Genomic DNA, 22264 nt, shown 5'->3' with positions numbered 1-22264 from the left:
AGGCTCAGGCGGCATCCATAGGAATCTGACAGCCCCGCGACACGGGCGCTCAACATCCGCAGCTCTGGCGGATCAGCAGGCGCGGAGCGAACACGGCGTCGAAGCGTGTCTGCCCCTCCGGGAGCGCACCGGCGGTGCCGGCGAGGATGCGGGCGGCGGCGCGTCCCATGGCCTCCATCGGCTGGCGCACGGACGTGAGTGTCGGCGTGCTGAGCCGACCGGCCAGGATGCCGTCGAACCCGGTGACAGCCACGTCGTCGGGCACGCGCACGCCGAGCCCGGCGAGGGCGTCGAGGGCCATGAGCGCGTGCTGGTCGCTGGCGCAGACGAGAACGCGGGGCAGCGCGCCGCGGGCGTGGAGCGCGCCGAGCTGCTCGAGCATCCGATGCCGACCGCGCACGGTGCCGTCGATCGGCTCGTCACGGGGACGCAGACCCCACCGCATCAGCGACGCCCGGTACTCCCGGAAGCGTTCGGCGTTGTCGAAGCCCTCCTGGCGCCCGACGAAGGCGACGTCGTCGTACTGGTGGTCGCCGACGAGGTGATCGATCAGCGCACTCATCCCGCCGGCGTTGTCCACGCGAACGCGGTGATGGGGATCGTCGCCGGGAGCGACGCTGAACAGGACCGTCGGGATCGTCGCGGGCATCCGCAGCAGAGCGGTCGGCAGCACCGGCGACGGGAAGATGGCCAGTCCGTCGACCCGGCCCGCCGTATCGGCGACCGACACGTCGCTGTCCGACCCGCTGGAGAGCATGACCGGCCGCCCCAGCATCCAGCACTCCAGCGCAAAGCCGCGCTGGATCTCGTCGACGTAGAGCGGGAACGCCCGCGGATCGGCGAGGGTCTCGTCGTCGGTCTGCGACCACGGGATGATCGACGCGGCGTCCCAGGGCGCCCGCACATCGGGTCGCGGGGGTGCGACGTCGCGCGGGTCGGCCCGTTCCAGCATGAGGTCGAACGCGTGCAGGCCGAGCGTTCCGGTGCGTCCGTTCGCGAGTCCTCGCGCCGCCGCGCTCGGGGCGTACCCCAACCGCCGCGCGGCGGCCAGCACCCGCTCGCGCGTGGCTTCGCTGATCCGCTCGGGGCGTCGGAAGGCGAACGACACGGAGGCGATCGAGACACCCGCCTCCTGCGCGACGTCGTAGACCGTCGGACGGCGCGCAGCGGCATCACTCATCGGCTGTCCCTTCGTCATCGGCGGCCCGGGGCGACTGGCGTGCGTCTCACCGGTCGGCGCGTTCTCCCACCCGTGCCGCCAGTTCGAGACCGAAGTGCACCGCGAACAGCGGATCACCCGTATCCGACGGTACATCTTCGCGCGAAGCGCGCACGGCATCCATCGACCGCGGCAGTTCCACCGGCAGGCGCCCCTCGGGAGCGACGCGACCGGTGAGCACGTCGAGCACGGCGTGCGCGGAGCTGCCGAAGTCGACGACGATCGCCGACGCGAACTCCGCGAACGGTGTGAGGATGCCGGGCCGGTCGAGGTTGACCACGAGCACCAGCGGGCACTGCTGCGCGATCCGTCGCATGCGGTAGATGCGCCCGGGCGGGAACTCGAGCGAGCCCTGGTGGAACCAGGCCTCGAGGAAGAGATCGTCGCGCGGTTCGAACGGGGCGCCGAGACGCACCAGGGCGAGATCGGCGGCGGCCGGATCGGCCACGACCTCGCCCAGCTCGGCGACGTCCTCCGCGCGGAAGCCCTCGACGTACACGCGGCGCGAGCGCGCGGCCAGCGGCAGCACGGGGTGGTCGTCGTCCGCGGTGGCGCGATTGACGACGACGGTCAGCGAGCGCGCCTGCGCCCGCTCCCCCTCGGCGCGGAACTCCGCGTTGCCGACGATGCGCTCGGCCTCGTCGGGATCGACGAACGGATCGTCGAACAAGCCCAGCTGGAACTTCACCCGCAGGATGCGGTGCGCCGAGGCGTCGATGCGCTCCTCCGGGACGCGGCCGGCCCGGACGAGGTCGATCAGCAGGTCGACGCACTCCTCGCCGCCGAACTGGTCGGCCCCGGCATCCAAGATCTTGAGCATGCGCTCGCTCGGCGACAGCTCCTCGACGCCCCAGGCCCGTGCCGGCAGCACCTGATCGCCCACGTGGTTGTCATTGACGAGTTCCCAATCGGTGACGACGACCCCGTCGAAGCCGAGCTCGTCGCGCAGGAGGTCGGTCACGATCTGGCGGTTGTAGCCGAAGCCCACCTCCTCGATCGGAACCCCGTGGCGTTCCAGCCCGATCGGCATACCGTAGTACGGCATCATCGCCGCGGTTCCGCGCCGGATCGCCTCCCGGAAAGGCTCGAGGTGGTACTCGAACATGCCGCCGGGGTAGACCTGCTCGCGGCCGTACGGGAAGTGCGCGTCCTCGCCGTCCTTCTGCGGACCCCCACCGGGGAAGTGCTTCGTCGTGCAGGCGACGCTGTCGGGCCCCAGCTCGTCGCCCTGGAAGCCCTGGAGGTAGGCGGCGGTGAACTCGGCGACCCGCGCGGCATCCTGGCCCAGCGTCTGGGCCTGGCGGCCCCACCGGGGCTCGGTCGCGAGATCGATCTGCGGGTGCAGGGCGGCGCGGATGCCGACGGCGCGGTACTCCTGGCGGGCGACCTCGGCGAACCGGCGCACCGTCTCGACGTCGTCGATCGCGGCGAGCCCGAGCCCCTCCGGCCACTGCGAGAACGGCCCGGCGGCGAACCCGACGCCGGTGTTCTCGACGAAGGCGTGCCGCGGGTCGGTGCTGATGGTCACCGGCACCCCGTGCGGGGTCTGCGCCGCGAGCATCTGGAGGTTGTTGTTCCACACCGCCGCCTGCCGCGCGGAGCGGATCGCGTGCACGTTGAAGTGCGTCAGGTGCTTGCCGCGCACCACCGTCGTCGTCGGCGACTTGGAGATCCGTCCCGGCGCCTCCAGCAGCTCGCCGTCCTCCCCCACCTCGATGACGGTCTGGAACATCAGACCGCACTTCTCCTCCAGGCTCATGCGAGCCACGAGATCGGCGGCACGCACGTCGGCGCTCAGGCGCGGGTCCTCGTACGGATCCATCACTCCGTTGCCGTTGAGGTCGCGGAAACGGGTGCCGTCGGGCGCGGTGAGATACGTGGGGGTCATGGTTCTCTTTCTCGAGGCGGGTCGGCGAGGGCTCACTTGAGCCCGGTCGTGGCGACGCCCTGGATGAAGTAGCGCTGCAGGAAGACGAACAGCAGCAGGATGGGCGCGATCACGAGCACCGATCCCGCCAGCAGCAGGCCGTAGTCGGTCGCGTTCTGGCCGGTCGAGTACAGCGACAGGGCCACCGGGAGCGTGTACATGTTCTCGGTCTGGGCGGCGACGAGCGGCCAGAGGAAGTTGTTCCACGAGGCGAGGAAGGTGAGGATGCCGAGGGTCGCCAGCGGCGGCCCGCACAGCGGCATGACGACACGGGCGAAGATGCGCAGCTCCCCCGCCCCGTCGATGCGCGCCGCCTCGATGAGCTCGTCGGGGATGCCGAGCATGAACTGGCGCATGAGGAACACCCCGAGCGGCGTCGTGATGAACGGCAGGATCAGCGCCGCGTAGCTGCTGGTCAGCCCCAGCGAGGAGACCATCACGAACAGCGGCACGAAGGTGACGACGCCCGGCACCATGAGGGTGACCAGCACGACGGCGAACAGCGCCTTCTTACCCGGGAAGTCCATCTTCGCGAGCGCGTAGCCGACCATCGAGCAGAAGACGAGATTGCCGAGCACCGTCAACAGGGCCACCACGATGCTGTTGGTGAAGAACCGGCCGATGTCCAGCGGCCCGAACCACTGGGCGAAGTTGTCCCACGTGAACTCGCGCGGCCACCAGGTGGGCGGGCGCTGCAGGATCTCGGCCTGGGTCTTGACCGATCCCAGCAGCATCCAGGCGAACGGCAGCATCCAGACGACGAGCCCGACGATCAGCACGATGTAGGTGACGGCACGTCCGGTCAAGGCCCGACGGCGGCGCCCCGTGCGCCGAGGCGGCGCGGTGACGGAAACGGTCATGACGAGGTCCTCTCAGTCCTTCGTCCGCAGCAGCCGGAACTGCAGCAGGCTCAGCAGCGCGATGGCGAGGAACAGGATGTAGCTGGCGGCCGAGGCCACGCCGTACTGCCCGAAGCCGAACTGCTTGAACGTGTAATAGGCCACCGACAGGGTCGAATCCAGCGGTCCCCCCTGCGTCATCACGAACGCCTCCTCGAAGAACTGCAGGAAGCCCACCGAGATGAGCACGGCACCGAGCAGGAGCGTCGGGCGCAACATGGGCAGCGTGACCGAGGTGAGCCGACGCCAGGCCGAGGCGCCGTCCATCATGGCGGCCTCCTTCACGTCGGTCGGGATCGCCTGGAGCCCGGCGAGGAAGATCACCATCAGCGTTCCGACGTTGCGCCAGACCGCCATCGCGATCAGCGACGGAAGCGCCCAGGTGGTGTCGTTGAGCCAGTCGGGCCCCTGGATGCCGATGAGGGCGAGCGCGCTGTTGAGAAGCCCGTCGGGCTGCAGGATGTAGCGCCAGACCACCGCGACGGCGACGATGCTGGTCACCACCGGGGCGTAGAACCCGACCCGCAGGAACGACACGATGCGCCCGCCCCCGGAGTTCAGCGCCAGCGCGAGCGCCAGGGCGACCGCCATCGTCACGGGGATGCCGACGACGACGAAGGTCGCCGTGACGCCCATGGACTTCAGGAAGGTGGGATCGGTCAGCACCTTGACGTACTGGTCGAGGCCCACGAAGTCCACCGAGAACGGGGAGCGGATGTCCTGCGCGCGGAAGTCGGTGAACGACATCGCGAACGAGCCCACGATCGGCACGATCATGAACACCGCGAACACGATGACGAACGGGAGCGCGAATCCCCACGCGATCCATCCCTGACGCCGGCGGCGGGTGGACCCCGGCCGGCGACCACGGCCGCGACCGGTGACGGCGACGGCCGTTCCGGTCGCGGCCAGTGATGCCTGCGTCATCTCGATCAGCCCATTCCGAGGGCGTCGGCCTTGCTCTGCAGCTCCTTCATGGCGTCTGCAGGGCTCTGGGTGCCCAAACGCACCTTCTCGAGCACCGCGTCACCGGCGGCGGCGACCTGCACCCACGTGGTGGTGGCGGGGACCGACTTCGCGGTCTCCAGCTGGGTGCCGAAGGCGGCGAGCGTCGGCTGCGAGGCGAGGGCCTGCTCCTTCCACGCCGCCTGGACGGCGGGCAGGTCACCGGTCTTCTCGTACCACTGCGCCTGCGTGGTCGGGTCGGTGAGCCACTGCGCGAGCTTCCACGCGGAGTGCGCGTTCTTCGAGTTCTTGAACACCGTGAGGTTCGCGCCGCCGCTGAACGACGTCGACGACTCCTTCGTGGGCAGCACCGCGGTGGTGAACTTGCTGGCGAAGTCCGCACCGCCGACCTTCTCGAGCGAGCCGATCATGAACGGACCGTCGATGAGCATCGGGGTCTTGCCCGCGACGAAGTCAGCCTCCTGGGCACCCGAGGAGCGGTCGGCCGCCGGGTTGGCGATGCCCTTCTGGAAGAAGCTCTGGTAGTACTCGTAGGCCTCGACCATCTGCGGGGTGTCGACGGTCCACTTATCGCCGTCGACGAGCGAAGCGCCGTTGGACCACGGCATCCACAGTGTGCCCTGGAACGAGTCGTTGCCGCCGGGCAGGCGGATGCCGTACTCGGCGCCGGCCTTGGACTGCATGTCGGCGGCCATCTGGCTGAGTTCGTCCCACGTGGTGGGGGCCTTCGTCCAGCCGGCCTTCGCGGCGAGGTCCGTGCGGTAGTAGAGCAGGCGGGTGTCCACGTACCAGGGGGCGCCGGTCATCCGATCGCCCACCTTCGTCGACGCGACAGCGCCCGGGAAGGATCCCGACGTGTCGAGGTCGCTCGGCACGGTCTGGAACGCGTCAGCGAAGTCCGCCATCCAGGTCGAGCCCATCATCGCGATGTCGGGCGTGGTGCCACCGGCGATGGCCGTCTGGATCTTGCTGTAGGCGGCATCCCACGGAATCGCCGTGACCTCGACGGTGACGCCGGGGTTGGCGTCTTCGAACGCCTTGACGAAATCGGGCAGCGCCTCGCCCTCCGCACCCATCGCCCACATCGTGATCGTGCCCGTGGCCGGCTCGCTGCCGATCGTCGTGGCGGCGTCGGGGGCGCTGGCGGTATCGCCGCCGCGGCCGCAGCCCGCGAGGGCGAGTGCGCCGATCGCGACGAGCGCGACGGCTCCCAGTCGGACGTGTTTCATGGTTCCTCCTCGAACGGGACACCCGCATCAGTGTCGGGCTCCACTGTACTTATGCGCATAACCTCCGTCAAGACGTGGCGCCCGCCCCCCGACCGCGCGCGAGTCCGCCCGCCCGCGAGACACCTCCTGCGCACCGAAACACCGGTGCACAGCGGCAGTCTCGGTGCAGGGACGGTGTCTCGCGGGGCGTACCCTCGGCGGGCTCGGCCGGCGGATCGGCGGGGTCGGCCGGCGGACGGGCGGGGTCAGCGGGGGGATGCCGCGGGGCGAGGTCCCCGTAGGTAGCCCCGCACGAACTCGTCGAACAGGGCCGTCATGTCGACGGTGTCATCGAGCAGCCACTGCTGCTGGATGCCGTCCATCACGGCGCTGATGAGGCGGGCCGCCGCGTCGGGATCGATGTCGGGCGCGATCTCGCCGGAGCGCTGGCCTGCGCGCAGGAGCGCCGCCGTGTCCGCGGCGCGCTCGCGATATCGCCTCGCGAAATCGTCGTGCAGCGGATGGTCGGGGTCGGCCGCTTCCGCCACCACGGTCGAGTAGAGGGAGGTGAGGCCACGTGTCGTCTGGTTGTGGGCGACGACCTTCGCCGCCTGGTCGATGAGGCCGTGCGCGGCGGGCTCCCCCGCCGCGGCGCGCACCCGCTCGTCGCGCTGGCGCAGGACCTCGGCGAACAGCTCCTCCTTCGAGGCGAAGTGGTGCAGGAGGCCCGCGGGGGTCAGTCCGACCCGCTTGGCGACCTCGCGCAGCGACCCGCTCGCCGAGCCCGAGCGGCCGAACACGAGCACCGCCTCGTCGACGATCTGCTGGCGCCGCGCCTGCCCCTTCGGATAGCTCCCCCGCGCACGCGAGGGAGCTACCCGGTCACCGGTGTCTGATGCCACGAGAATCCTCCCCGGCATCCACGCTACGGCTCAGTGATGCGGACGCCCCCACGACGAGCCGAACACCTGCTGCGCGATCACCGGCCGGAGGTTCCGTTCCATCGCGTCGTCGACGACGTAGCCCTTGAGCGCATCACCGGTCAGCTCGTTGCCGATCGCGGCCATGATCATCGACTGATCGAGCGAGAGATACCGCTTCGCGATGGTGTCGCTCTTGACGGCGACCGCATCGTAGAAGCCACCGGGCCCGTAGGCGCCGAGCTTCCGCTCGATCTTGCGGAGATTGTCCATGACGCCCTTGTGGTCGTACGGCAGCGCGAGGAAGGACGCGTGCGGCGTGACGACGCCGTCGCCGAAGGTCGGCGAGGGGTTGGTGCCCGTGTGGCAGCCAGGTCGGTCGATGTCGACGTCGGTCTTCTCCCGGTCGGAGGTGTAGCCGTCGCTGCGCATTCCGGCCAGATCGACGCCGTACTCGGAGTAACCCCCGAAGGGATCGCTGGCGGGCGAGAAGCCCCAGTAGCCGTACTTCGCGTCCTTCAGGCCGTGCTCCTTCTGCACTTCCACGGTGATGGGGTGGTTCAGACCCCACGAGCGAGGACCCCACTGCGCCTCCGGGATGAACAGGTCGGGCATGAGCGACTCGAACATGCTGCCGCCCCAACTGGGCACGAACGACATGCCGTCGTAGGAATACACCCCTTCGTACACGTCCACCCCGTCGTACTGGCGGGTCGTGCCGGTGGGCAGCTGCTCCTGCCAGGCCCAGTCGCAACCGGCGGGCATCGTACGATGCGTGCCGTAGAGGCCCGTCGCGGGGATCGTGCCGTCCGAGATCGCCAGGTACGTCGCAATGCGGCTCTCGCTGACGGTCGTGTCGTAGTGATGACACGTGTACGAGACCGTCTCGCCGCTGCCGTTGTACATGGGCGCTTCCACCGCGCAGCCGTCGCCGGGAGGCGCCTCCCAGAATCCCCCGCGGTTGGTTCCCGCCGGAAGCCCCGCGGCCCCGGCCGGATCGAAGAACGCGGAGAAGTCCATCGAACGGTAGAGCGCATCGGCACGGTCGTGCAGTGACGGCTCCGCCTCGCGCACGATCCGCAGGGCCGTCGCGAGCCAGCCGTTGTCGACCGTCGAGAGGAACGGATGGATCGTGTCGCCCGAGGTCGGAAAGACCGTGAGCTTGGCCCCCGTTGCCGGCGCGTACCAGTTGTAGAACATGCCGCTGCCGGGGTTTCGCTCCATGTGCTCGAGCGTGGTGATCGTCGCACTGAGCCGTTGACGCGCCTCGTCGGCGCCGATGATCCCGAGATCCCGAGCCGTGACGGTGGACCACAGATAGCCGCCGATGTTGGTCGGTGACGTGTAGCCCGACGCGGATGCCGCGTCGAGGTCACCGCCGATGTTGTCGTCGACGAGGCCCGTCTCGGGGTGAGCCATCGCGGCCATCGACGTCCAGGTGTCGGTGGCGTAGCGCAGGAGCTCGCGGGCGTCCTTCCCGTTGGGATGGCCGGGACGCCCGGCTCCATCCGCAGCGCTGTTGTGCGCTCCGGCGCCGTCGGGGGGCGCCGCGGTCGCGGGCGCACCTCCCGCCAGTGCACCGATCGTGAATGCGGCGATCGCGGCGGTGGCCGCGAGAGTTCTCTTCATGGGCGTGCTCTCCTCGTCGAAAGCGCTCCGCGGTGTCGGAGCCGCGCAAGAAACCTTACATGTGTACGGTTTTTTCGCAACCCGCCCGCGCGCGACGACGGCCGCACTCGCCGAGGAGATTTCCACTCGGGAGGACGGATGCCGCCACGGCATCCTCCCGACGCGAAATCTCCTCCCGGAGCGCAGCACGACTGAGCCGAAGCGCAGCACGACTGAGCCGAAGCGCAGCACGACCGGGGAGGATCGCCCTGCCCGACGAGATCGGCCAGCGAGATCGGCCGGCGCGGTCAGGCGGTGCCGTCGTCGAGGTTGTCCGACAGGATGCCGAGCACGTGCGCCCGCACGACGCGGGCCCTCTCCCCCAGCACGCCCGCGACGGCATCCACGAACGCCTCCACGAACGCGGCGTGTGCGACCCGCGAGGTGTGGGCCAGCTCCTCGCGGAAGCTGACGCCGGTCGGGGTGATCACGAGCGAGCGGTCAGCGCGGTCGGCCAACGGGCTGGACGCGAAGGAGGTCAGGGCCAGCACGCGCGCACCGGCGCTGCGGGCCGCCTCGGCCGCCCGCACGCTCGCGGCATTCGCTCCCGAGCCGCTCACGACGATGCACACGTCCGCGGCCGACAGCTGACGCGCCGCGATCTGCTGCGCGATGGCATCCGCGATCACCTCGGCGGGACGACCGACCGCGGTCAGGCGCATCGCCAGATCGCTCGCGACGGGAGCCGACAGGCCGTTGGCGACGACCAGCAGGCGTGAGGCACCGGCGACATCGGCGACGGCAGACGAGACGTCGTCGGCGCTCATCAGGCTCACCGCCGTGGTCAACGACTGCGCGGTGCGGGCGAGGGCCGCGCGCAGCTCACCGAGCGGGCCGTCGCCGTGGTCGGCGTCGCGTGGCGGCTGGGCGCCGAGTTCGGCGGCCAAGGCGACGCGCAGCTGCGGGTAGCCCCGGTAGCCCAGCGACTGGCACGCCCGCACGACCGATGAGCGAGCGACGCCGGCACGGTCGGCGAGCTGCTGCGCGGTGAGCTCCACCACCGCGTCGGGCTCGGCCACGATGAGGTCGGCGACCCGCCGTTCGGTGGGCTGCAGGCCGTTGCGCATCGCGGCGATGCGCACCGTCGTCGGCGCGTCAACGGGCACGCGGACCCTCCATGATTCGCCGGCGGAGCGCTCCACTCGCCGCGTCGATCGCCATCGTGACGACGATCACCACGATGAGCAGCATCCCCACGGTGGACCACTCCCGGTACTGGGTGTAGGACGTCAGCATATCGCCGATGCCGCCGACCCCGATGAGACCGAGAACGGCCGACGAGCGCACGTTGATCTCGAACCGGTAGAGCCAGAACGACAGGAACACCGGCTGCGCCTGCGGCCACACGCCCCAGCGCAGCACCTGCGCCGTCGAGCCTCCCGCGGCGCGCGCCGCCTCGATGGGCCCGGGAGGTACGGCCTCCACCGCTTCGTAGCCCCATTTGCCGAGCGTGCCGATGCCGTTGACGGCGAGGGCGAGCGCACCGGTCAGCGGCGTCAGCCCGGTGACCGAGAGGATGATGATCGCGATGATCAGCTCGGGCACGGCGCGGATGACCGAGAACACGAGTCGCAGCACGCCGCGCAGCCACAGCGGCCCGAAGCCGCGGGCGGCCACGAGACTGAGCGGGGTCGCCAGCAGGATGCCGAGCACGGTCCCCACCCACGCCATCTCGATGCTCCGCCAGGTCTGCCAGAGCGCCTCGGGCAGCTTCGACCACTCCGGCGCCGAGAACATGAGCCAGAGGTAGCGACCGATGTCGGCGGGGAGGTCGGCGAGACGGCCCCACGAGATCTGCACCGACCAGAAGGCGGCGACCACGACGGCGGTGACGACGACGGCCGACACGGCCCGCCACGGCGAACGACGGCGGACGGGAACGGCGAGGGCGCTCACACGAGCCTCCGTCTGATGGCGTCGCTCATCAGGTCGATCACGACGACCACGACGAGCACTTCGAGGATGATGAGGGAGAGCTGGTCGTAGCGGTAGAACGTGCGGACCGCGTCGATGAGCAGCCCGATCCCTCCGGCGCCGACGAGCCCCAGCACCGTCGAGGCGCGCACGTTCAGCTCGAACACGTACAGGGTCTGCGACACGAATGCCGGCCACGCATCGGGGAGGGCGACGGCGCGGTTGATCTGCGCCTGCGTGCCACCGGCGGCCCGACCGGCTTCGATGGCACCGGCATCCTGCGCGTCGATCGACTCGGAGACGAGCTTGACGATGATGCCGATGTTGAAGATCGCGAGTGCGAGGATGCCGGGAAGCGCGCCGACGCCGACCATCGCGACGAGCACCGCCGCGTAGACGAGCTCGGGAACCGCGCGGATCACATTCAGCAGGGTCCGCACCGCACCGCGGAAGGCGGGGTGCGGATTGGTGGGCCGTGCCGCCCAGAACGACAGCGGCAGCGAGATCGCGGCCCCCACGACGGTTCCCAGCACCGCCATCTGCAGCGTCTCGAGCATCGGCGCGACGGTGCGCGGAAAGAACGACCAGTCGGGCGTGAGCAGTTCGACGATCTTCGTGGCACCGTTTCGCCAGTTCGCGACGATCGGCGCGACATCCAAGCCCACGCCGATGCCCGGAAGGCACGTGACCACCGTGATCACGACGATGACCGCCACCGCGATCCACGTTCCGGCGCGGCGTCGAGGCCGCTCGGGCACCACCAGCGCGGATGCCGCGGGCGCGACGCTCATCGATCGAGCCGATCGTCGCCGGTCAGCGACCGTCCGTAGATGTTCTCGAAGTCGGCATCCGTCGCGCTCGCGGCCGGCCCGTCGAAGACGACCTCCCCGGCGCGCATGCCGATGATGCGCGCGCCGTACTGCCGTGCGAGATCGAGCAGGTGGATGTTGACCAGCACCGTGATGCCGAGGTCGGCGTTGATCCGCCGCAGATCGCCCATGACGCCGTGCGCGGTGGGCGGGTCGAGGCTCGCGACCGGCTCATCGGCGAGGACGATCCGCGGCTGCTGCGCAAGGGCGCGCGCGATCGCGACGCGCTGCTGCTGGCCGCCCGACAGTGCCGAGGCCCGATCCCACACCTTCGACAGGATGCCGACGCGATCGAGCGCCTCGAAGGCGATCTGCCTGTCGGCGTCGCGGTAGGCGCCCGCCAGGGTGCGCCAGTACGGCGTGTGGGTGAGACGCCCCACGAGCACGTTGTTCAACACGGTCGTCCGACCGGCGAGGTTGAACCCCTGGAACACCATGCCGATCTGCCCGCGGAGGTGGCGAAGGCGCTTGCCCCACGCGTTGTCGACGCGCTGGCCGCCGACGGTCACGGTGCCCTCCGTCACGGGCACGAGGCCGTTGATCGTGCGGATCAGCGTCGACTTTCCCGACCCGGAGAGGCCGACGATGCAGACCATCTCGCCCGGCGCGATCTCGAGATCCACACCGCGCAGGCCCACGGTGCCGTTGGGGTAGCGGACGGTGACCCCGTCCAGACGAATGCCCCAGGGCACCGCGGCCGCAGCCGCGATGCCCTGGGTCAGGATGCGATCCGTCACTGCAGTCCCAGCTGCTGGGCGGCCCGCGCGACGACGTCGAGCGATGCGGGGTTGGCCGGCGCGAGCTTGGTGATGGAGTAGATGCTCTGCAGCACCTTCGAGCCGGCCTCGGTCTCGGAGTACGACTGCAGTGCCTGCGTGATCTTGTCCTGGAGGGCCGGCGAGAGCTTCGACGAGACGGCGACGCCGTCGTTGGGGATCGGGTCGCTGAGGGCGAAGACGACGACCTTCTGGCCCACGTCGGGGGTGTCCTTCTTCACGAGAGTGCGCGCGTCCCAGAAGCTGAAGCCGACCTCGGCGTCGCCCTTGTAGACGGCCATGACGGAGGCGTCGTTGGCGGTGACCGGGATCTTCTGGAACCCGTTGTCGATATCGACGCCCTTCTCCTTGAGGGCGAGCATCGGATAGATGTAGCCGGCCGGCGAGCCGGGGCCGAGCACGGCGACCTTCGCACCGGCGATCTTGGTGATCGCGTCCAGGCCGCTCGGCGTCGCCAGCTTGTCGGTGCCGTTGCAGTACAGCATCCCGTCCTTGTCGACGGGGGTGTCGGAGCAGTACTTGCTCGGGTTGTTCGTCATGAACTGGGCCGGGTAGGTGATCGCGCCGTTACGCTCGGTCTGCAGCACGACCTTCGCACCGTAGCGGTCGCTGGCCTGCCACAGCTGCAGCGAGGGGAGGAAGCCGATCTGCGCCTGGTCGGCACCCATCGCCTCCACGGCGGCCTGATAGTCCTTCGACACGACGCCCGTGACGGGGATGCCGAGTTCCGAGCTCAGCATGTCGGTCAGGGGCTTGGCCGTGTCGACGAGGCCGCCCTGGTCCTGCGAGGGCACGAGGGCGAGAACGAGCGAGCTCGGATCGGCGGCCGGCGCGGCGGAGCCGGAGGCGTCGGAGGTGCCGGAGCAGCCGGCGAGCGCGACGGTGGCGGCGAGCGCCGTCGCGGCGACCGCGGCGAGTCGGAGGCGGGTGATGCGCATGAGGTGTCCTTCGGTGTCGGGGTGGATCGAGGAGTGGTCAGCGGGTACGCGCGCGGGCGCGAACCCATTCGGTGAGGGCGGGCAGGAGTTCGGGAAGCGTGTCGGCGCGGAAGTCCGGGGTGGCGTCGGGGTCGGGATAGCCGCCGACCAGCGCCGTCGCGTGGCCGCGGGCGTGGGCCGGAGCCAGGTCGTTGCGCCAGATGTCGCCGACGGCGAGCACCTCGGCATCCGCGTCCAGCTCGTCCAGCAGCGCGGCGAGCCCGTCGGGCTTGCCCGCGTCGACGACGACGCGGTCGAAGAGCCCTTCCAGCGCGAGCGCCGTCAGCGCCTCCGGAATGCGCACGCCGGGCGCGTTGGTGACCAGGATGCGCTCCGCGTCGACCGTCGCGAGGAAGGTGGCGAGGCCCTCGGGGGCGAGAACGGGAGCGTCGTCGGACGCGAGCTGTGCGCGGCTGGCGGCGTAGCCGCGCGCGAGGTGCTCGGGGGCGGCTCCGGCCGCGACGGCGCGCACCCGCACGAGGTCGTAGGCGTCGATGGCGTCGTCGCCGTCGGCGAGGCCGGTGGCGATCTCATCGACGAACGACGGCGACAGTCCGGCCTCGGTGGCGACGGCGCGGGCGTACGCGCGCACCGGCCCGTCGCCGAGGGCGACGGTACCGTCGAAGTCGAAGATGAGAATGGGACGAGGCACGAATCTCCCTGCGGGTGACGAACGCGTCCGTGAGGCTGGACGCTTTGTCCATAGTGAAGGACATGTGTGGACGTAATGACCACGGCAGATGAACATCCGGTAAAAAGTGGCGGGGAGCTCTCGCGACTCGACGCCGCGGCCGCGCTCGCCACGGGCGATCCCGCGGCCGCCTTCGACCTCCTCCCGTGGCTCGGCACCTCGATCGACGCCGACGCCGCCGCGCGCCGATTCGACGCATGGGGGCTGTCCACGGTCATCGACGAGAACACGGGCACATCCGTGGTCGCGGCGTCGGTCTTCAGGGCGCTCCACGAGCGCGCCGGCATCGACGCCTGCTTCCCCGTCGGCAACGCCGGCCTGCTGCACGTCTACGGCTACCTGCTGTCGACGACACCGACCCCCTACGGCCTCAAACGCGAGCGCTGGCTGGACGGCCAGCTGGCCCGCGCCTACGGGCTGGCCGCCGACGCCTTCCTCCCCTGGGCGCTGCCGACGGGCGAGACCCTGCTGGCGCGGGTCGCCGCTGCCGCCACCGCACTGGTGGAGCGCACTCCGGTGCGCCGTCAGCGGGTGCAGGACACGGAAGTCGTCATCGCGATCGGGCGCGCCGCGGCATCCGGCCCTTCCGCCCTCGCCTACGCGCTGATCAACGGCGGCATCCAGCGACTGATCACGACGTTCCCGGTCGCCTCGCCCGCGGCCGTTCTCGACGAGGTGGATGCCGCCACCCCGCGTCTGCGCTGGAACGCCGTGGTCTGAGCGGCCCACACCCCACCACAGCGCAGCGCAGCGAGCACCTCAGTCGCGGGGGGCGTGCGCCTCGAGGAACTCGTACAGGTCGGTCGTGTCGACGCCGGGGAACGCGCCGGTCGGCAGCGTCGCGAGCAGCGTCCGAGGGGTTCGCACGTTCGGCCACGCCTGATCGCGCCACTGCGACTCCAGTTCGGCGGGAGCGCGCCGGCAGCACACCTCGACCGCGTGACGGGAGACGCCGCGGTTGGTCGTCTCGCGCCCGACGAACCATTTCGTGTCGTCGAAGCGCACACCCACCGACACCGAGTGCGCTCCCTCGCTGGAGGTCTCCACGCGGGCCGTGCACCAGAACGTGCCGTTGCCGGTGTCGGTGTACTGGTAGTAGGGGTTGAACTTGTCGGGGATGTCGAACACGGCGCGGCTCGTCCAGCGCCGACAGCACAACTGCCCCTCGATCGAGCCCAGCCGGTCGGCCGGGAAGTTCACGTCGTCGTTCTCGTAGGCCTTCGTGATGGTGCCCGACTCGTGCACCTTCAGGAAGTGCACCGGGATGCCGAGATGCCGCGTCGCCAGATTGGTGAAGCGGTGCGCCGCGGTCTCGTACGACACCGAGTACGCGTCGCGGAGGTCTTCGATCGACAAGGCCCGGCGGGACTTGGCGTCGTGCAGCACCGGCACCGCATGGTCTTCGGGGATCAGGAGGGCACCGGTCAGGTAGTTCGTCTCCACCCGCTGACGCAGGAACTCGGCGTACGAGCGCGGCTCGGCGTGCCCGAGGATGCGACTGGCGAGCGCCTGGAGCACGGCGGTGCGCGAGTCGCCTTTCGCGGGCACCGTGCTCGACAGATACAGCCGCCCGTGCTTGATGTCGGCGACCGACCGCGTCGAGGCCGGCAGGTCGGCGACGTAGTGCAGGGAGAAGCCCAGGTGGGCGGCGATGTCCGACGCGGTGCGCTGCGTGAGCGGGCCACCCGGGTGGTCGACGGCGCGCAGGATGGCGCGCGCGTGCTCCTCGAGCTCGGCGAAATAGTTGTCCTGGCGCCGCATCAGGTGGCGCAGCTCGACGTTCGCGCGACGCGCCTCCTCGGGGGTGGCGGAGCGCTCGTCACCGAGCCTTTCGATCTCCCCCTGCAGCGCCAGCAGGGCACGAAGGGCGTCGTCGGGGATCGATTTGCCGATGCGGAACGGCTCGATTCCGAGCGCCCGGAAGGTCTGCCCCTTCATGGCGCGCTCCAGTGCGATCTCGAGCGTGGCTCGCTCGTCGAGAGGCTCGGCCTCGAGGAGCTGATCGACCGTGGCACCGAGCGCTTTGGCGATGGCGCGCAGGAGAGTGAGCTTGGGTTCGCGCTTTCCCGTCTCGATCATCGACAGCTGACTCGGTGCCCGCTCGACCGCTGCCGCAAGCTCGTCGAGGGTCATCCCGCGCGCCGTGCGCAGCTGACGGATGCGCCGGCCGATCGTGAGCGCATCGGCCTCGTCCTCGGGCTCTGTGGTCGTCGCCGTCAACGGAACATCGATGTTCGTCATGTCCGGGATTGTGTCACAGAACGTGAAGTTCCTTCAAACTTCACACCGGTTTTGGTTACTTCCGGCCTCGAATTTCACCCACAGTGGAGACACGAGCCACCGCCGGCATCGCCCCGGCATCCGATGAAGGAGAGCACCATGACGATCCAGGCCACCCCCGGTCAGCCGCCACTGCGCGCCGGCGACCAGACGCAGACCGCCGCTGAGCTGCAGGAGATCTGGGACACCGACCCGCGGTGGGACGGCGTACAGCGCACCTACACGGCAGAGGACGTCGTGCGCCTGCGCGGGTCGGTGCGCGAGGAGAACACCCTCGCCCGCCGCGGCGCCGAGAACCTCTGGAACCTGCTCCACACCGAGGACTACATCCGGGCCCTGGGCGCCTACACCGGAGGCCAGGCCGTGCAGCAGGTGCGCGCGGGCCTGAAGGCCATCTACCTGTCCGGCTGGCAGGTCGCCGCCGACGGCAACCTGGCCGGTCAGACCTACCCCGACCAGAGCCTCTACCCGGCCAACTCCGTGCCTGCCGTCGTCCGCCGCATCAACAACGCGCTGATCCGCCAAGACCAGATCGAGCACGCGGAAGGCACCCTCACGCAGGACTGGCTGGCTCCCATCGTCGCGGATGCCGAGGCCGGCTTCGGCGGCCCCCTCAACGCGTACGAGCTCGCGCAGTCGCTGATCCAGTCCGGTGCCGCGGGCATCCACTGGGAGGACCAGCTCGCCAGCGAGAAGAAGTGCGGCCACCTCGGCGGAAAGGTGCTGGTGCCCACGCAGCAGCACATCCGCACCCTGAACGCGGCTCGGCTCGCCGCCGACGTCGCCGGCGTGCCGACCGTCATCATCGCCCGCACCGATGCGCTGGCGGCCGACCTGCTCACCAGCGACGTCGACCCCCGCGACCAGGAGTTCACGACCGGCGAGCGCACGAGCGAGGGCTTCTACCGGGTGCGCCCCGGCCTGGAGGCGGTCATCAGCCGCGGCCTGGCGTTCGCGCCGTACGCCGACCTCCTGTGGGTCGAGACCGGAGAGCCCGACATCGAACTCGCCCGGGCGTTCGCGAGCGCGATCCACGAGCAGTTCCCCGGCAAGATGCTCGCCTACAACTGCTCGCCGAGCTTCAACTGGAAGCGCCACCTCAGCGACGAGCAGATCGCGACCTTCCAGCAGGAGCTCGCAGACCTCGGCTACAAGTTCCAGTTCATCACGCTGGCCGGCTTCCACGCCCTCAACTACTCGATGTTCGACCTCGCCTCCGGCTACGCCGAGCGCGCCATGAGCGCGTACGTCGAGCTGCAGGAAGCCGAGTTCGCCGCGGAATCGCGCGGCTACACCGCCACCAAGCACCAGCGCGAGGCGGGCACCGGCTACTTCGATTTCGTTTCCACGGCGCTCAACCCCGACAGCGCGACCCTGGCTCTGGTGGGATCCACTGAGGCCGAGCAGTTCCACTGACGCACCCCGTCTCGACTCGCTGCGCTCGCTGGGCCGAGTCGAAACGCCGCAATCAATCACACACGACACAGAAAGAGCAGGGCCATGACTCCCACCGCCACGGGCACCGCGCCCGCATCGACCATCACCATCACGGGACCGATCCGCGACCGCTACGAGGAGATCCTCACCCCCGCGGCCATCGCGTTCCTCGCCGAACTCCACGTCCGCTTCGCCGGGCGCCGCCACGACCGCCTCGCCGACCGGATGCGGCGCCGCTTCGAGATCGGCAACGGGCACGACCCGCAGTTCCGCTCCGACACGGCCCACATCCGCGACGACGCCGAGTGGCAGGTCGCAGGAGCCGGCCCGGGCCTGGAGGATCGGCGTGTCGAGATCACCGGCCCGACCGACCCGAAGATGACGATCAACGCGCTCAACTCGGGCGCGAAGGTCTGGCTGGCCGACCAGGAGGACGCCACGAGCCCCACCTGGCGGAACGTCATCGAGGGTCAGCTCTCGCTGTTCGACGCGATCCGCGGACAGCTGTCGTACACGAGCCCCGAGGGCAAGGAGTACCGCGTCACCGCCGAGCGGACTCCCACCATCGTGATGCGCCCGCGCGGGTGGCACCTGGTCGAGAAGCACATCCGCTACACCGATCGCGCCGGTCGCGACCTGGCCGCATCGGGCTCGCTGGTGGACTACGGACTGTACTTCTTCCACAACGCCCAGCGTCTGATCGACAACGGCGTCGGCCCGTACTTCTACCTGCCGAAGATCGAGTCAGCGGAGGAGGCGAAGCTCTGGGACGACGTCTTCACGTTCAGCGAGGAGTACCTCGGCATCCCGCACGGCACCATCCGTGCCACCGTGCTCATCGAGACGCTGCCGGCGGCCTTCGAGATGGAGGAGATCCTGTTCGAGCTGCGCGATCACATCGCGGGCCTGAACGCCGGCCGCTGGGACTACATCTTCTCGATGATCAAGAACTACCGCGGCCGGGGCGCGCGGTTCGTGCTGCCCGACCGCAGCCAGGTCACGATGACCGTGCCGTTCATGCGGGCCTACACGGAACTGCTCGTGAAGACGTGCCACAAGCGCGGCGCCTTCGCGATCGGCGGCATGAGCGCCTTCATCCCCAACCGACGCGACCCGGAGGTGACGGCCCAGGCGTTCGAGAAGGTCGCCGCCGACAAGAAGCGCGAGGCCGGCGACGGCTTCGACGGGACGTGGGTGGCCCACCCCGACCTGATCCCCGTCGCGCAGGCGGAGTTCGACGCCGTGCTCGGCGAGCGCCCCAACCAGATCGACCGCCAGCGGCCCGAGGTGAACGTGCAGGCGGCACAGCTGATCGACGTGCACATCGGGCTGCCGGTCACGGCGGCAGGCGTGTACGGCAACGTGTCGGTGGCGATCCGCTACATCGAGGCATGGCTGCGGGGCCTCGGCGCCGTCGCCATCGACAACCTCATGGAGGATGCCGCGACCGCCGAGATCAGCCGCAGCCAGGTGTGGCAGTGGATCCACCAGGATCGCTCGACCGACGACGGCACCCGCATCACGCGCGAGTACATCGAGGGTCTCATCGCGCAGGTGCTGAGCGAGGTGGAGCGGCGAAAGGGCGACCGCTACGACGACGCGGCGGCGATCTTCCGCGATGTCGCCCTCGGTGAGGACTTCCCGACCTTCCTGACGCTCGGCGCCTACGCCGACTACCTGGACGACTGACGAGTCCGACGCCGACAGTGGGGGTGGATGCGGCGGCATCCACCCCCACTGTCGTGCGGTGCCCGAGCGATCTTGACAGATTTGGCTAATGCTATTAGCTTTATGGCTATGACGACCTCGACCTCTCCCGCAGCCGCTTTCGCACGGCTCGATGTCCATCACCTCGACCGGCCCGAAGGTCGTATCGCGTATCGCGTGACCGGCGACGGGCCGCTCATCGTGTGCGTGCCCGGCATGGGCGAGATCGCCGCAAGCTACCGCCACACCGTTCCCGCCCTGCGCGAGGCCGGCTTTCGCGTCGCCGTGATGGACCTGCGCGGCCACGGCGAGTCGGACGCCACGTTCTCGGCGTACGACGACGTCGCGGCCGGCACCGACATCCTCGCGCTCATCGCCCACCTCGGCGGTCCGGCCGTCGTCGTCGGCAACTCGATGGCCGCCGGAGCAGCCGTCTGGGCGGCCGCCGAGAATCCCGCAGCCGTCAGCGGCCTGGGACTGCTCGGTCCGTTCGTCCGCAACGCCCCGACCAACCCGTTCGCCGCGGCGACGTTCCGCCTGCTGATGCTCCGGCCGTGGGCTCGCGCCGCCTGGCTCGCCTACCTGCCCCAGCTCTACCCCGGCCGCCGGCCCGCCGACTTCGCCGAGCACCGCGCGGCGATCCGCGCGGCGATGTCGCGCCCGGGCGCCACCGCCGCGTTCGCGCGCACGACCCGCACCGACCACAGCCTCGCCGAGAAGCGGATCCCCGAGGTGTCGGCACCGGCGCTGGTCATCATGGGCACCGCCGACCCCGACTTCAGCGATCCGAGGGGAGAAGCGGAGTGGATCGGCGAACAGCTGCACGCGCGCGTGACGCTCGTGGAGGGCGCCGGCCACTACCCGCAGGCCGAGCAGCCCGAGCAGGTCGGCCCCGCCCTGGTCGCGTTCTGTCGCGAGGTGACAGGTGCCTAGGGCCGGCCTCACGCGCGACGCCGTGGTGGCGCTGGCACTGGAGACGATCGACGAGCTCGGGCTCGACGGCCTCACCCTCGCCGAGATCGCCGGCCGCGCCGGCGTGAAGGTGCCGAGCCTCTACAAGCACATCGCCTCGCTCGAGGTGCTGCGTTCCGCTGTGGCCACCGAGGCGACGCGTGAGCTCGCCCAGGAACTGCGGGTCGCGGCCATCGGCGTGTCCCGGACGGCGGCGCTGGAGAGTCTTGCGCACGCCTATCGGGGGTACGCACTGCGGCATCCGGGACGATACGCGGCCACCCAGCGCGCACCGCTGCCCGGTGAGGCGCGCGAGGAGGCGCATGCCCTCGCCGCCGCGCAGGTGCAGCAGGTCGTCTCGGCGACGCTGCGCGGCTATGACATCGCCGACGATCAGCTGGTCGACGCGACCCGCACACTGCGTGCCGCACTGCACGGGTTCTGCGCGCTCGAGAACGGCGGCGGCTTCGCCCTTCCGGTCAGCGTCTCGGAGAGCTTCGCCCGGATGATCGCCGGTCTCGATCGCATGCTCTCGACCTGGCCGGCCTGACCCTTACTCGCGTCCGGGATCGATCGGCGCGAAGCGGCGCAGACCGCCACCCGTCGTCAGGCGGGATGCCGCGAGCGAGCCGGCGACCGCCAGGAAGATCGGCAGCAGCAGGGTGAAGCCCGTCCCCGTGAACTCGATGATCAGGGCGATCGCGGTGAAGGGGGCGCGCATGTTGGCGGCGAGGAACGCACCCGCGGCCACGATGGCCAACGCCGTACCGTCGGCACCGGGCCAGATGAACGCCCAGCCCGTCGCGGCGGCCGCGCCCAACGCCGCACCGATCGCCACCGACGGCTGCAGCGTGCCCCCGATCGCACCGGATCCGAGCGAGACCGAGGTGGCAACGTATTTCATGACGGCGAGTGCCAGCAGCAGGGAGGCGGGCTGAGCGAGATCGAAGCCGGCGGTCGCGAGGGCGCGACCATTGCCCAGGATGAGCGGGAAGAACGCGCCGAGCACGCCGACCGCGGCGAACGTGAGGGGAAGGACGATCAGCAGCTTCCACCCGGTGGGCCTGCGCCGCGACAAGCGGGCGGTGACGGCGGAGAAGCTCGTCGCTCCCCACCCCATGAGCGGTCCGACCAGCACCGCGGCGACGAGGAGCGACGGCGTGACGGCGACGGGGGCGACGTGGTACAGCGAGTCGTCGGCGACCAGGGGACGCGCGACGACCGTGGCGATCGCGCTCACGGAGAGGGCCACCACGGCGGCGCCCGCACTGAAGCGCGCAAGGAGGATCTCGATGGCGAACAGCGCGCCGGCCAGCGGCACGTTGTAGACGGCGGCCAGGCCCGCGCCGGCCGCGGAGGCGACGAGGATCATCGACCAGCGCGCGTCGATGCGGAACCAGCCGACGAGCTTCGATCCCGCCATCGCCGACAACTCCCGCGGCGCGACCTCCTTGCCAATCGAGGCTCCGAGGCCGACGGACGTCACCTGGATCACCGTGTCGGCAAGGGTCTCCAGCGCCGGCATCCGCTTTCCGGCGACGCCTTCTTCCACACTCGAAATGCGCCGACCGAAACGCCGCAGCACATACCAGCCGACGGCCGCGATCACTCCGGCTGCGCTCAGACTGACGATCGGCAGCCACCACGGCGACGGCAGCGCGAGCCCGTCGAGGAACGGCCCCTCGGCGCTTCCCCACACCAGGTGTTCCACCGAGTGGACGATCCAGACGAGCAGCAGCACCGCCAAACCCGTCGCGATGCCGACGCAGAGCGTGGCCAGACCCAGGCGCACCAGCCCCCAGAGACCGGAGAGACGGCGAGGCGGGCGGGCGGCGCGGTCGTCTCCTGTCACGTC

At 70.2% G+C, this 22264-nt stretch carries 20 protein-coding genes; 5 read left to right on the top strand and 15 right to left on the bottom strand.

All coding sequences use genetic code 11. The features are described 5' to 3' along the window. Positions 1–49: 49 nt before the first annotated feature. The 13 genes from PP359_RS12285 to PP359_RS12225 all read right to left on the bottom strand — a co-directional run bounded on the left by PP359_RS12285 (position 50) and on the right by PP359_RS12225 (position 13995). Positions 50–1180: a LacI family DNA-binding transcriptional regulator gene (locus PP359_RS12285; RefSeq protein WP_347417640.1), complete on the bottom strand. Its 1131-nt coding sequence runs from the start codon at positions 1178–1180 to the stop codon at positions 50–52. Between the two features lie 46 nt (positions 1181–1226). Next, complete coding sequence (locus PP359_RS12280) at positions 1227–3107, bottom strand: glycoside hydrolase family 3 protein (protein WP_499250702.1); 1881 nt, start codon at positions 3105–3107, stop codon at positions 1227–1229. Positions 3108–3139: 32 nt separating this feature from the next. Further along, positions 3140–4006 (bottom strand): carbohydrate ABC transporter permease, encoded by an 867-nt coding sequence (locus tag PP359_RS12275; protein ID WP_347417642.1) that lies wholly within the window; start codon positions 4004–4006, stop codon positions 3140–3142. A gap of 12 nt (positions 4007–4018) precedes the next feature. After that, positions 4019–4972 (bottom strand): carbohydrate ABC transporter permease, encoded by a 954-nt coding sequence (locus PP359_RS12270; protein ID WP_039411388.1) that lies wholly within the window; start codon positions 4970–4972, stop codon positions 4019–4021. Between the two features lie 5 nt (positions 4973–4977). Next, complete coding sequence (locus PP359_RS12265) at positions 4978–6240, bottom strand: sugar ABC transporter substrate-binding protein (protein ID WP_499250701.1); 1263 nt, start codon at positions 6238–6240, stop codon at positions 4978–4980. 245 nt (positions 6241–6485) lie between these two features. Continuing rightward, positions 6486–7121, bottom strand: coding sequence for a TetR/AcrR family transcriptional regulator (locus PP359_RS12260; protein WP_347417644.1), 636 nt, complete (start codon positions 7119–7121; stop codon positions 6486–6488). A 30-nt stretch (positions 7122–7151) separates the two neighbouring features. Continuing rightward, entirely contained in the window at positions 7152–8768 is a 1617-nt protein-coding gene (locus PP359_RS12255; protein WP_347417645.1) for a glucoamylase family protein, read from the bottom strand. A 287-nt stretch (positions 8769–9055) separates the two neighbouring features. Further along, the gene (locus PP359_RS12250; RefSeq protein ID WP_499250700.1) at positions 9056–9913 is read right to left on the bottom strand and encodes a MurR/RpiR family transcriptional regulator; all 858 of its coding nucleotides are present in this window, start codon (positions 9911–9913) and stop codon (positions 9056–9058) included. Beyond that, on the bottom strand, positions 9903–10703 hold the full coding sequence (phnE, locus tag PP359_RS12245) for a phosphonate ABC transporter, permease protein PhnE (RefSeq protein WP_036287321.1): 801 nt from the start codon (positions 10701–10703) through the stop codon (positions 9903–9905). Before phnE (PP359_RS12245) ends, PP359_RS12250 begins: the two co-directional genes overlap by 11 nt. Further along, positions 10700–11512, bottom strand: a complete 813-nt coding sequence (phnE, locus tag PP359_RS12240; RefSeq protein ID WP_499250699.1) for a phosphonate ABC transporter, permease protein PhnE — start codon at positions 11510–11512, stop codon at positions 10700–10702. The genes phnE (PP359_RS12245) and phnE (PP359_RS12240) overlap by 4 nt, the downstream gene beginning before the upstream one ends. Then, positions 11509–12327 carry a phosphonate ABC transporter ATP-binding protein gene (gene phnC / locus PP359_RS12235; protein WP_499250698.1) on the bottom strand — a complete coding sequence of 273 codons (819 nt, stop codon included), beginning with the start codon at positions 12325–12327 and terminating at the stop codon, positions 11509–11511. The genes phnE (PP359_RS12240) and phnC overlap by 4 nt, the downstream gene beginning before the upstream one ends. Then, entirely contained in the window at positions 12324–13304 is a 981-nt protein-coding gene (gene phnD / locus PP359_RS12230; RefSeq protein WP_499250697.1) for a phosphate/phosphite/phosphonate ABC transporter substrate-binding protein, read from the bottom strand. Before phnD ends, phnC begins: the two co-directional genes overlap by 4 nt. Positions 13305–13341: 37 nt before the next feature. Beyond that, positions 13342–13995, bottom strand: a complete 654-nt coding sequence (locus PP359_RS12225; protein ID WP_499250696.1) for an HAD family hydrolase — start codon at positions 13993–13995, stop codon at positions 13342–13344. 75 nt (positions 13996–14070) lie between these two features. Between PP359_RS12225 and PP359_RS12220 the strand changes: the two genes are divergently transcribed. Further along, a complete protein-coding gene (locus tag PP359_RS12220; RefSeq protein WP_499250695.1) occupies positions 14071–14754 on the top strand; it encodes a hypothetical protein in 684 nt (227 codons plus the stop codon). Between the two features lie 39 nt (positions 14755–14793). Here the strand turns inward: PP359_RS12220 and PP359_RS12215 are convergent, their stop codons facing one another. Continuing rightward, complete coding sequence (locus PP359_RS12215; RefSeq protein ID WP_499250694.1) at positions 14794–16275, bottom strand: helix-turn-helix domain-containing protein; 1482 nt, start codon at positions 16273–16275, stop codon at positions 14794–14796. 138 nt (positions 16276–16413) lie between these two features. Here PP359_RS12215 and aceA point away from each other — a divergent pair, with 138 nt between their 5' ends. From aceA to PP359_RS12195, 4 genes are all read left to right on the top strand, one after another. After that, a complete protein-coding gene (aceA, locus tag PP359_RS12210) occupies positions 16414–17730 on the top strand; it encodes an isocitrate lyase (protein ID WP_036318282.1) in 1317 nt (438 codons plus the stop codon). Between the two features lie 84 nt (positions 17731–17814). After that, positions 17815–19440, top strand: coding sequence for a malate synthase A (gene aceB, locus PP359_RS12205; RefSeq protein ID WP_499250693.1), 1626 nt, complete (start codon positions 17815–17817; stop codon positions 19438–19440). Positions 19441–19548: 108 nt separating this feature from the next. Then, on the top strand, positions 19549–20391 hold the full coding sequence (locus PP359_RS12200) for an alpha/beta fold hydrolase (protein WP_499250692.1): 843 nt from the start codon (positions 19549–19551) through the stop codon (positions 20389–20391). After that, positions 20384–20959, top strand: a complete 576-nt coding sequence (locus tag PP359_RS12195; protein WP_036318283.1) for a TetR/AcrR family transcriptional regulator — start codon at positions 20384–20386, stop codon at positions 20957–20959. The genes PP359_RS12200 and PP359_RS12195 overlap by 8 nt, the downstream gene beginning before the upstream one ends. A gap of 3 nt (positions 20960–20962) precedes the next feature. On the opposite strand, the gene PP359_RS12190 is transcribed toward PP359_RS12195, so the two are convergent. Then, positions 20963–22261: a chloride channel protein gene (locus PP359_RS12190; protein ID WP_294978694.1), complete on the bottom strand. Its 1299-nt coding sequence runs from the start codon at positions 22259–22261 to the stop codon at positions 20963–20965. Positions 22262–22264 lie beyond the last annotated feature (3 nt).

It is taken from the genome of Sphingomonas sp. BLCC-B65 (assembly GCF_028550675.1).
In the GTDB taxonomy this organism is placed as follows: Bacteria; Actinomycetota; Actinomycetes; order Actinomycetales; family Microbacteriaceae; genus Microbacterium.
Note: the sequence above shows the minus strand (reverse complement) of the source record. Positions and strands in the feature narration are given on the sequence as shown.

What these genes read in the sequence shown, in the direction of transcription:
- PP359_RS12265 (WP_499250701.1), bottom strand. Translation starts at nt 6,240, where the DNA reads ATGAAACACGTCCGACTGGGAGCCGTCGCGCTCGTCGCGATCGGCGCA.
- phnE (WP_499250699.1), bottom strand. Translation starts at nt 11,512, where the DNA reads ATGAGCGTCGCGCCCGCGGCATCCGCGCTGGTGGTGCCCGAGCGGCCT.
- aceA (WP_036318282.1), top strand. Translation starts at nt 16,414, where the DNA reads ATGACGATCCAGGCCACCCCCGGTCAGCCGCCACTGCGCGCCGGCGAC.
- PP359_RS12270 (WP_039411388.1), bottom strand. Translation starts at nt 4,972, where the DNA reads ATGACGCAGGCATCACTGGCCGCGACCGGAACGGCCGTCGCCGTCACC.
- PP359_RS12200 (WP_499250692.1), top strand. Translation starts at nt 19,549, where the DNA reads ATGACGACCTCGACCTCTCCCGCAGCCGCTTTCGCACGGCTCGATGTC.
- PP359_RS12220 (WP_499250695.1), top strand. Translation starts at nt 14,071, where the DNA reads ATGACCACGGCAGATGAACATCCGGTAAAAAGTGGCGGGGAGCTCTCG.
- PP359_RS12285 (WP_347417640.1), bottom strand. Translation starts at nt 1,180, where the DNA reads ATGAGTGATGCCGCTGCGCGCCGTCCGACGGTCTACGACGTCGCGCAG.
- phnD (WP_499250697.1), bottom strand. Translation starts at nt 13,304, where the DNA reads ATGCGCATCACCCGCCTCCGACTCGCCGCGGTCGCCGCGACGGCGCTC.
- PP359_RS12255 (WP_347417645.1), bottom strand. Translation starts at nt 8,768, where the DNA reads ATGAAGAGAACTCTCGCGGCCACCGCCGCGATCGCCGCATTCACGATC.
- PP359_RS12280 (WP_499250702.1), bottom strand. Translation starts at nt 3,107, where the DNA reads ATGACCCCCACGTATCTCACCGCGCCCGACGGCACCCGTTTCCGCGAC.
- PP359_RS12215 (WP_499250694.1), bottom strand. Translation starts at nt 16,275, where the DNA reads ATGACGAACATCGATGTTCCGTTGACGGCGACGACCACAGAGCCCGAG.
- aceB (WP_499250693.1), top strand. Translation starts at nt 17,815, where the DNA reads ATGACTCCCACCGCCACGGGCACCGCGCCCGCATCGACCATCACCATC.
- PP359_RS12275 (WP_347417642.1), bottom strand. Translation starts at nt 4,006, where the DNA reads ATGACCGTTTCCGTCACCGCGCCGCCTCGGCGCACGGGGCGCCGCCGT.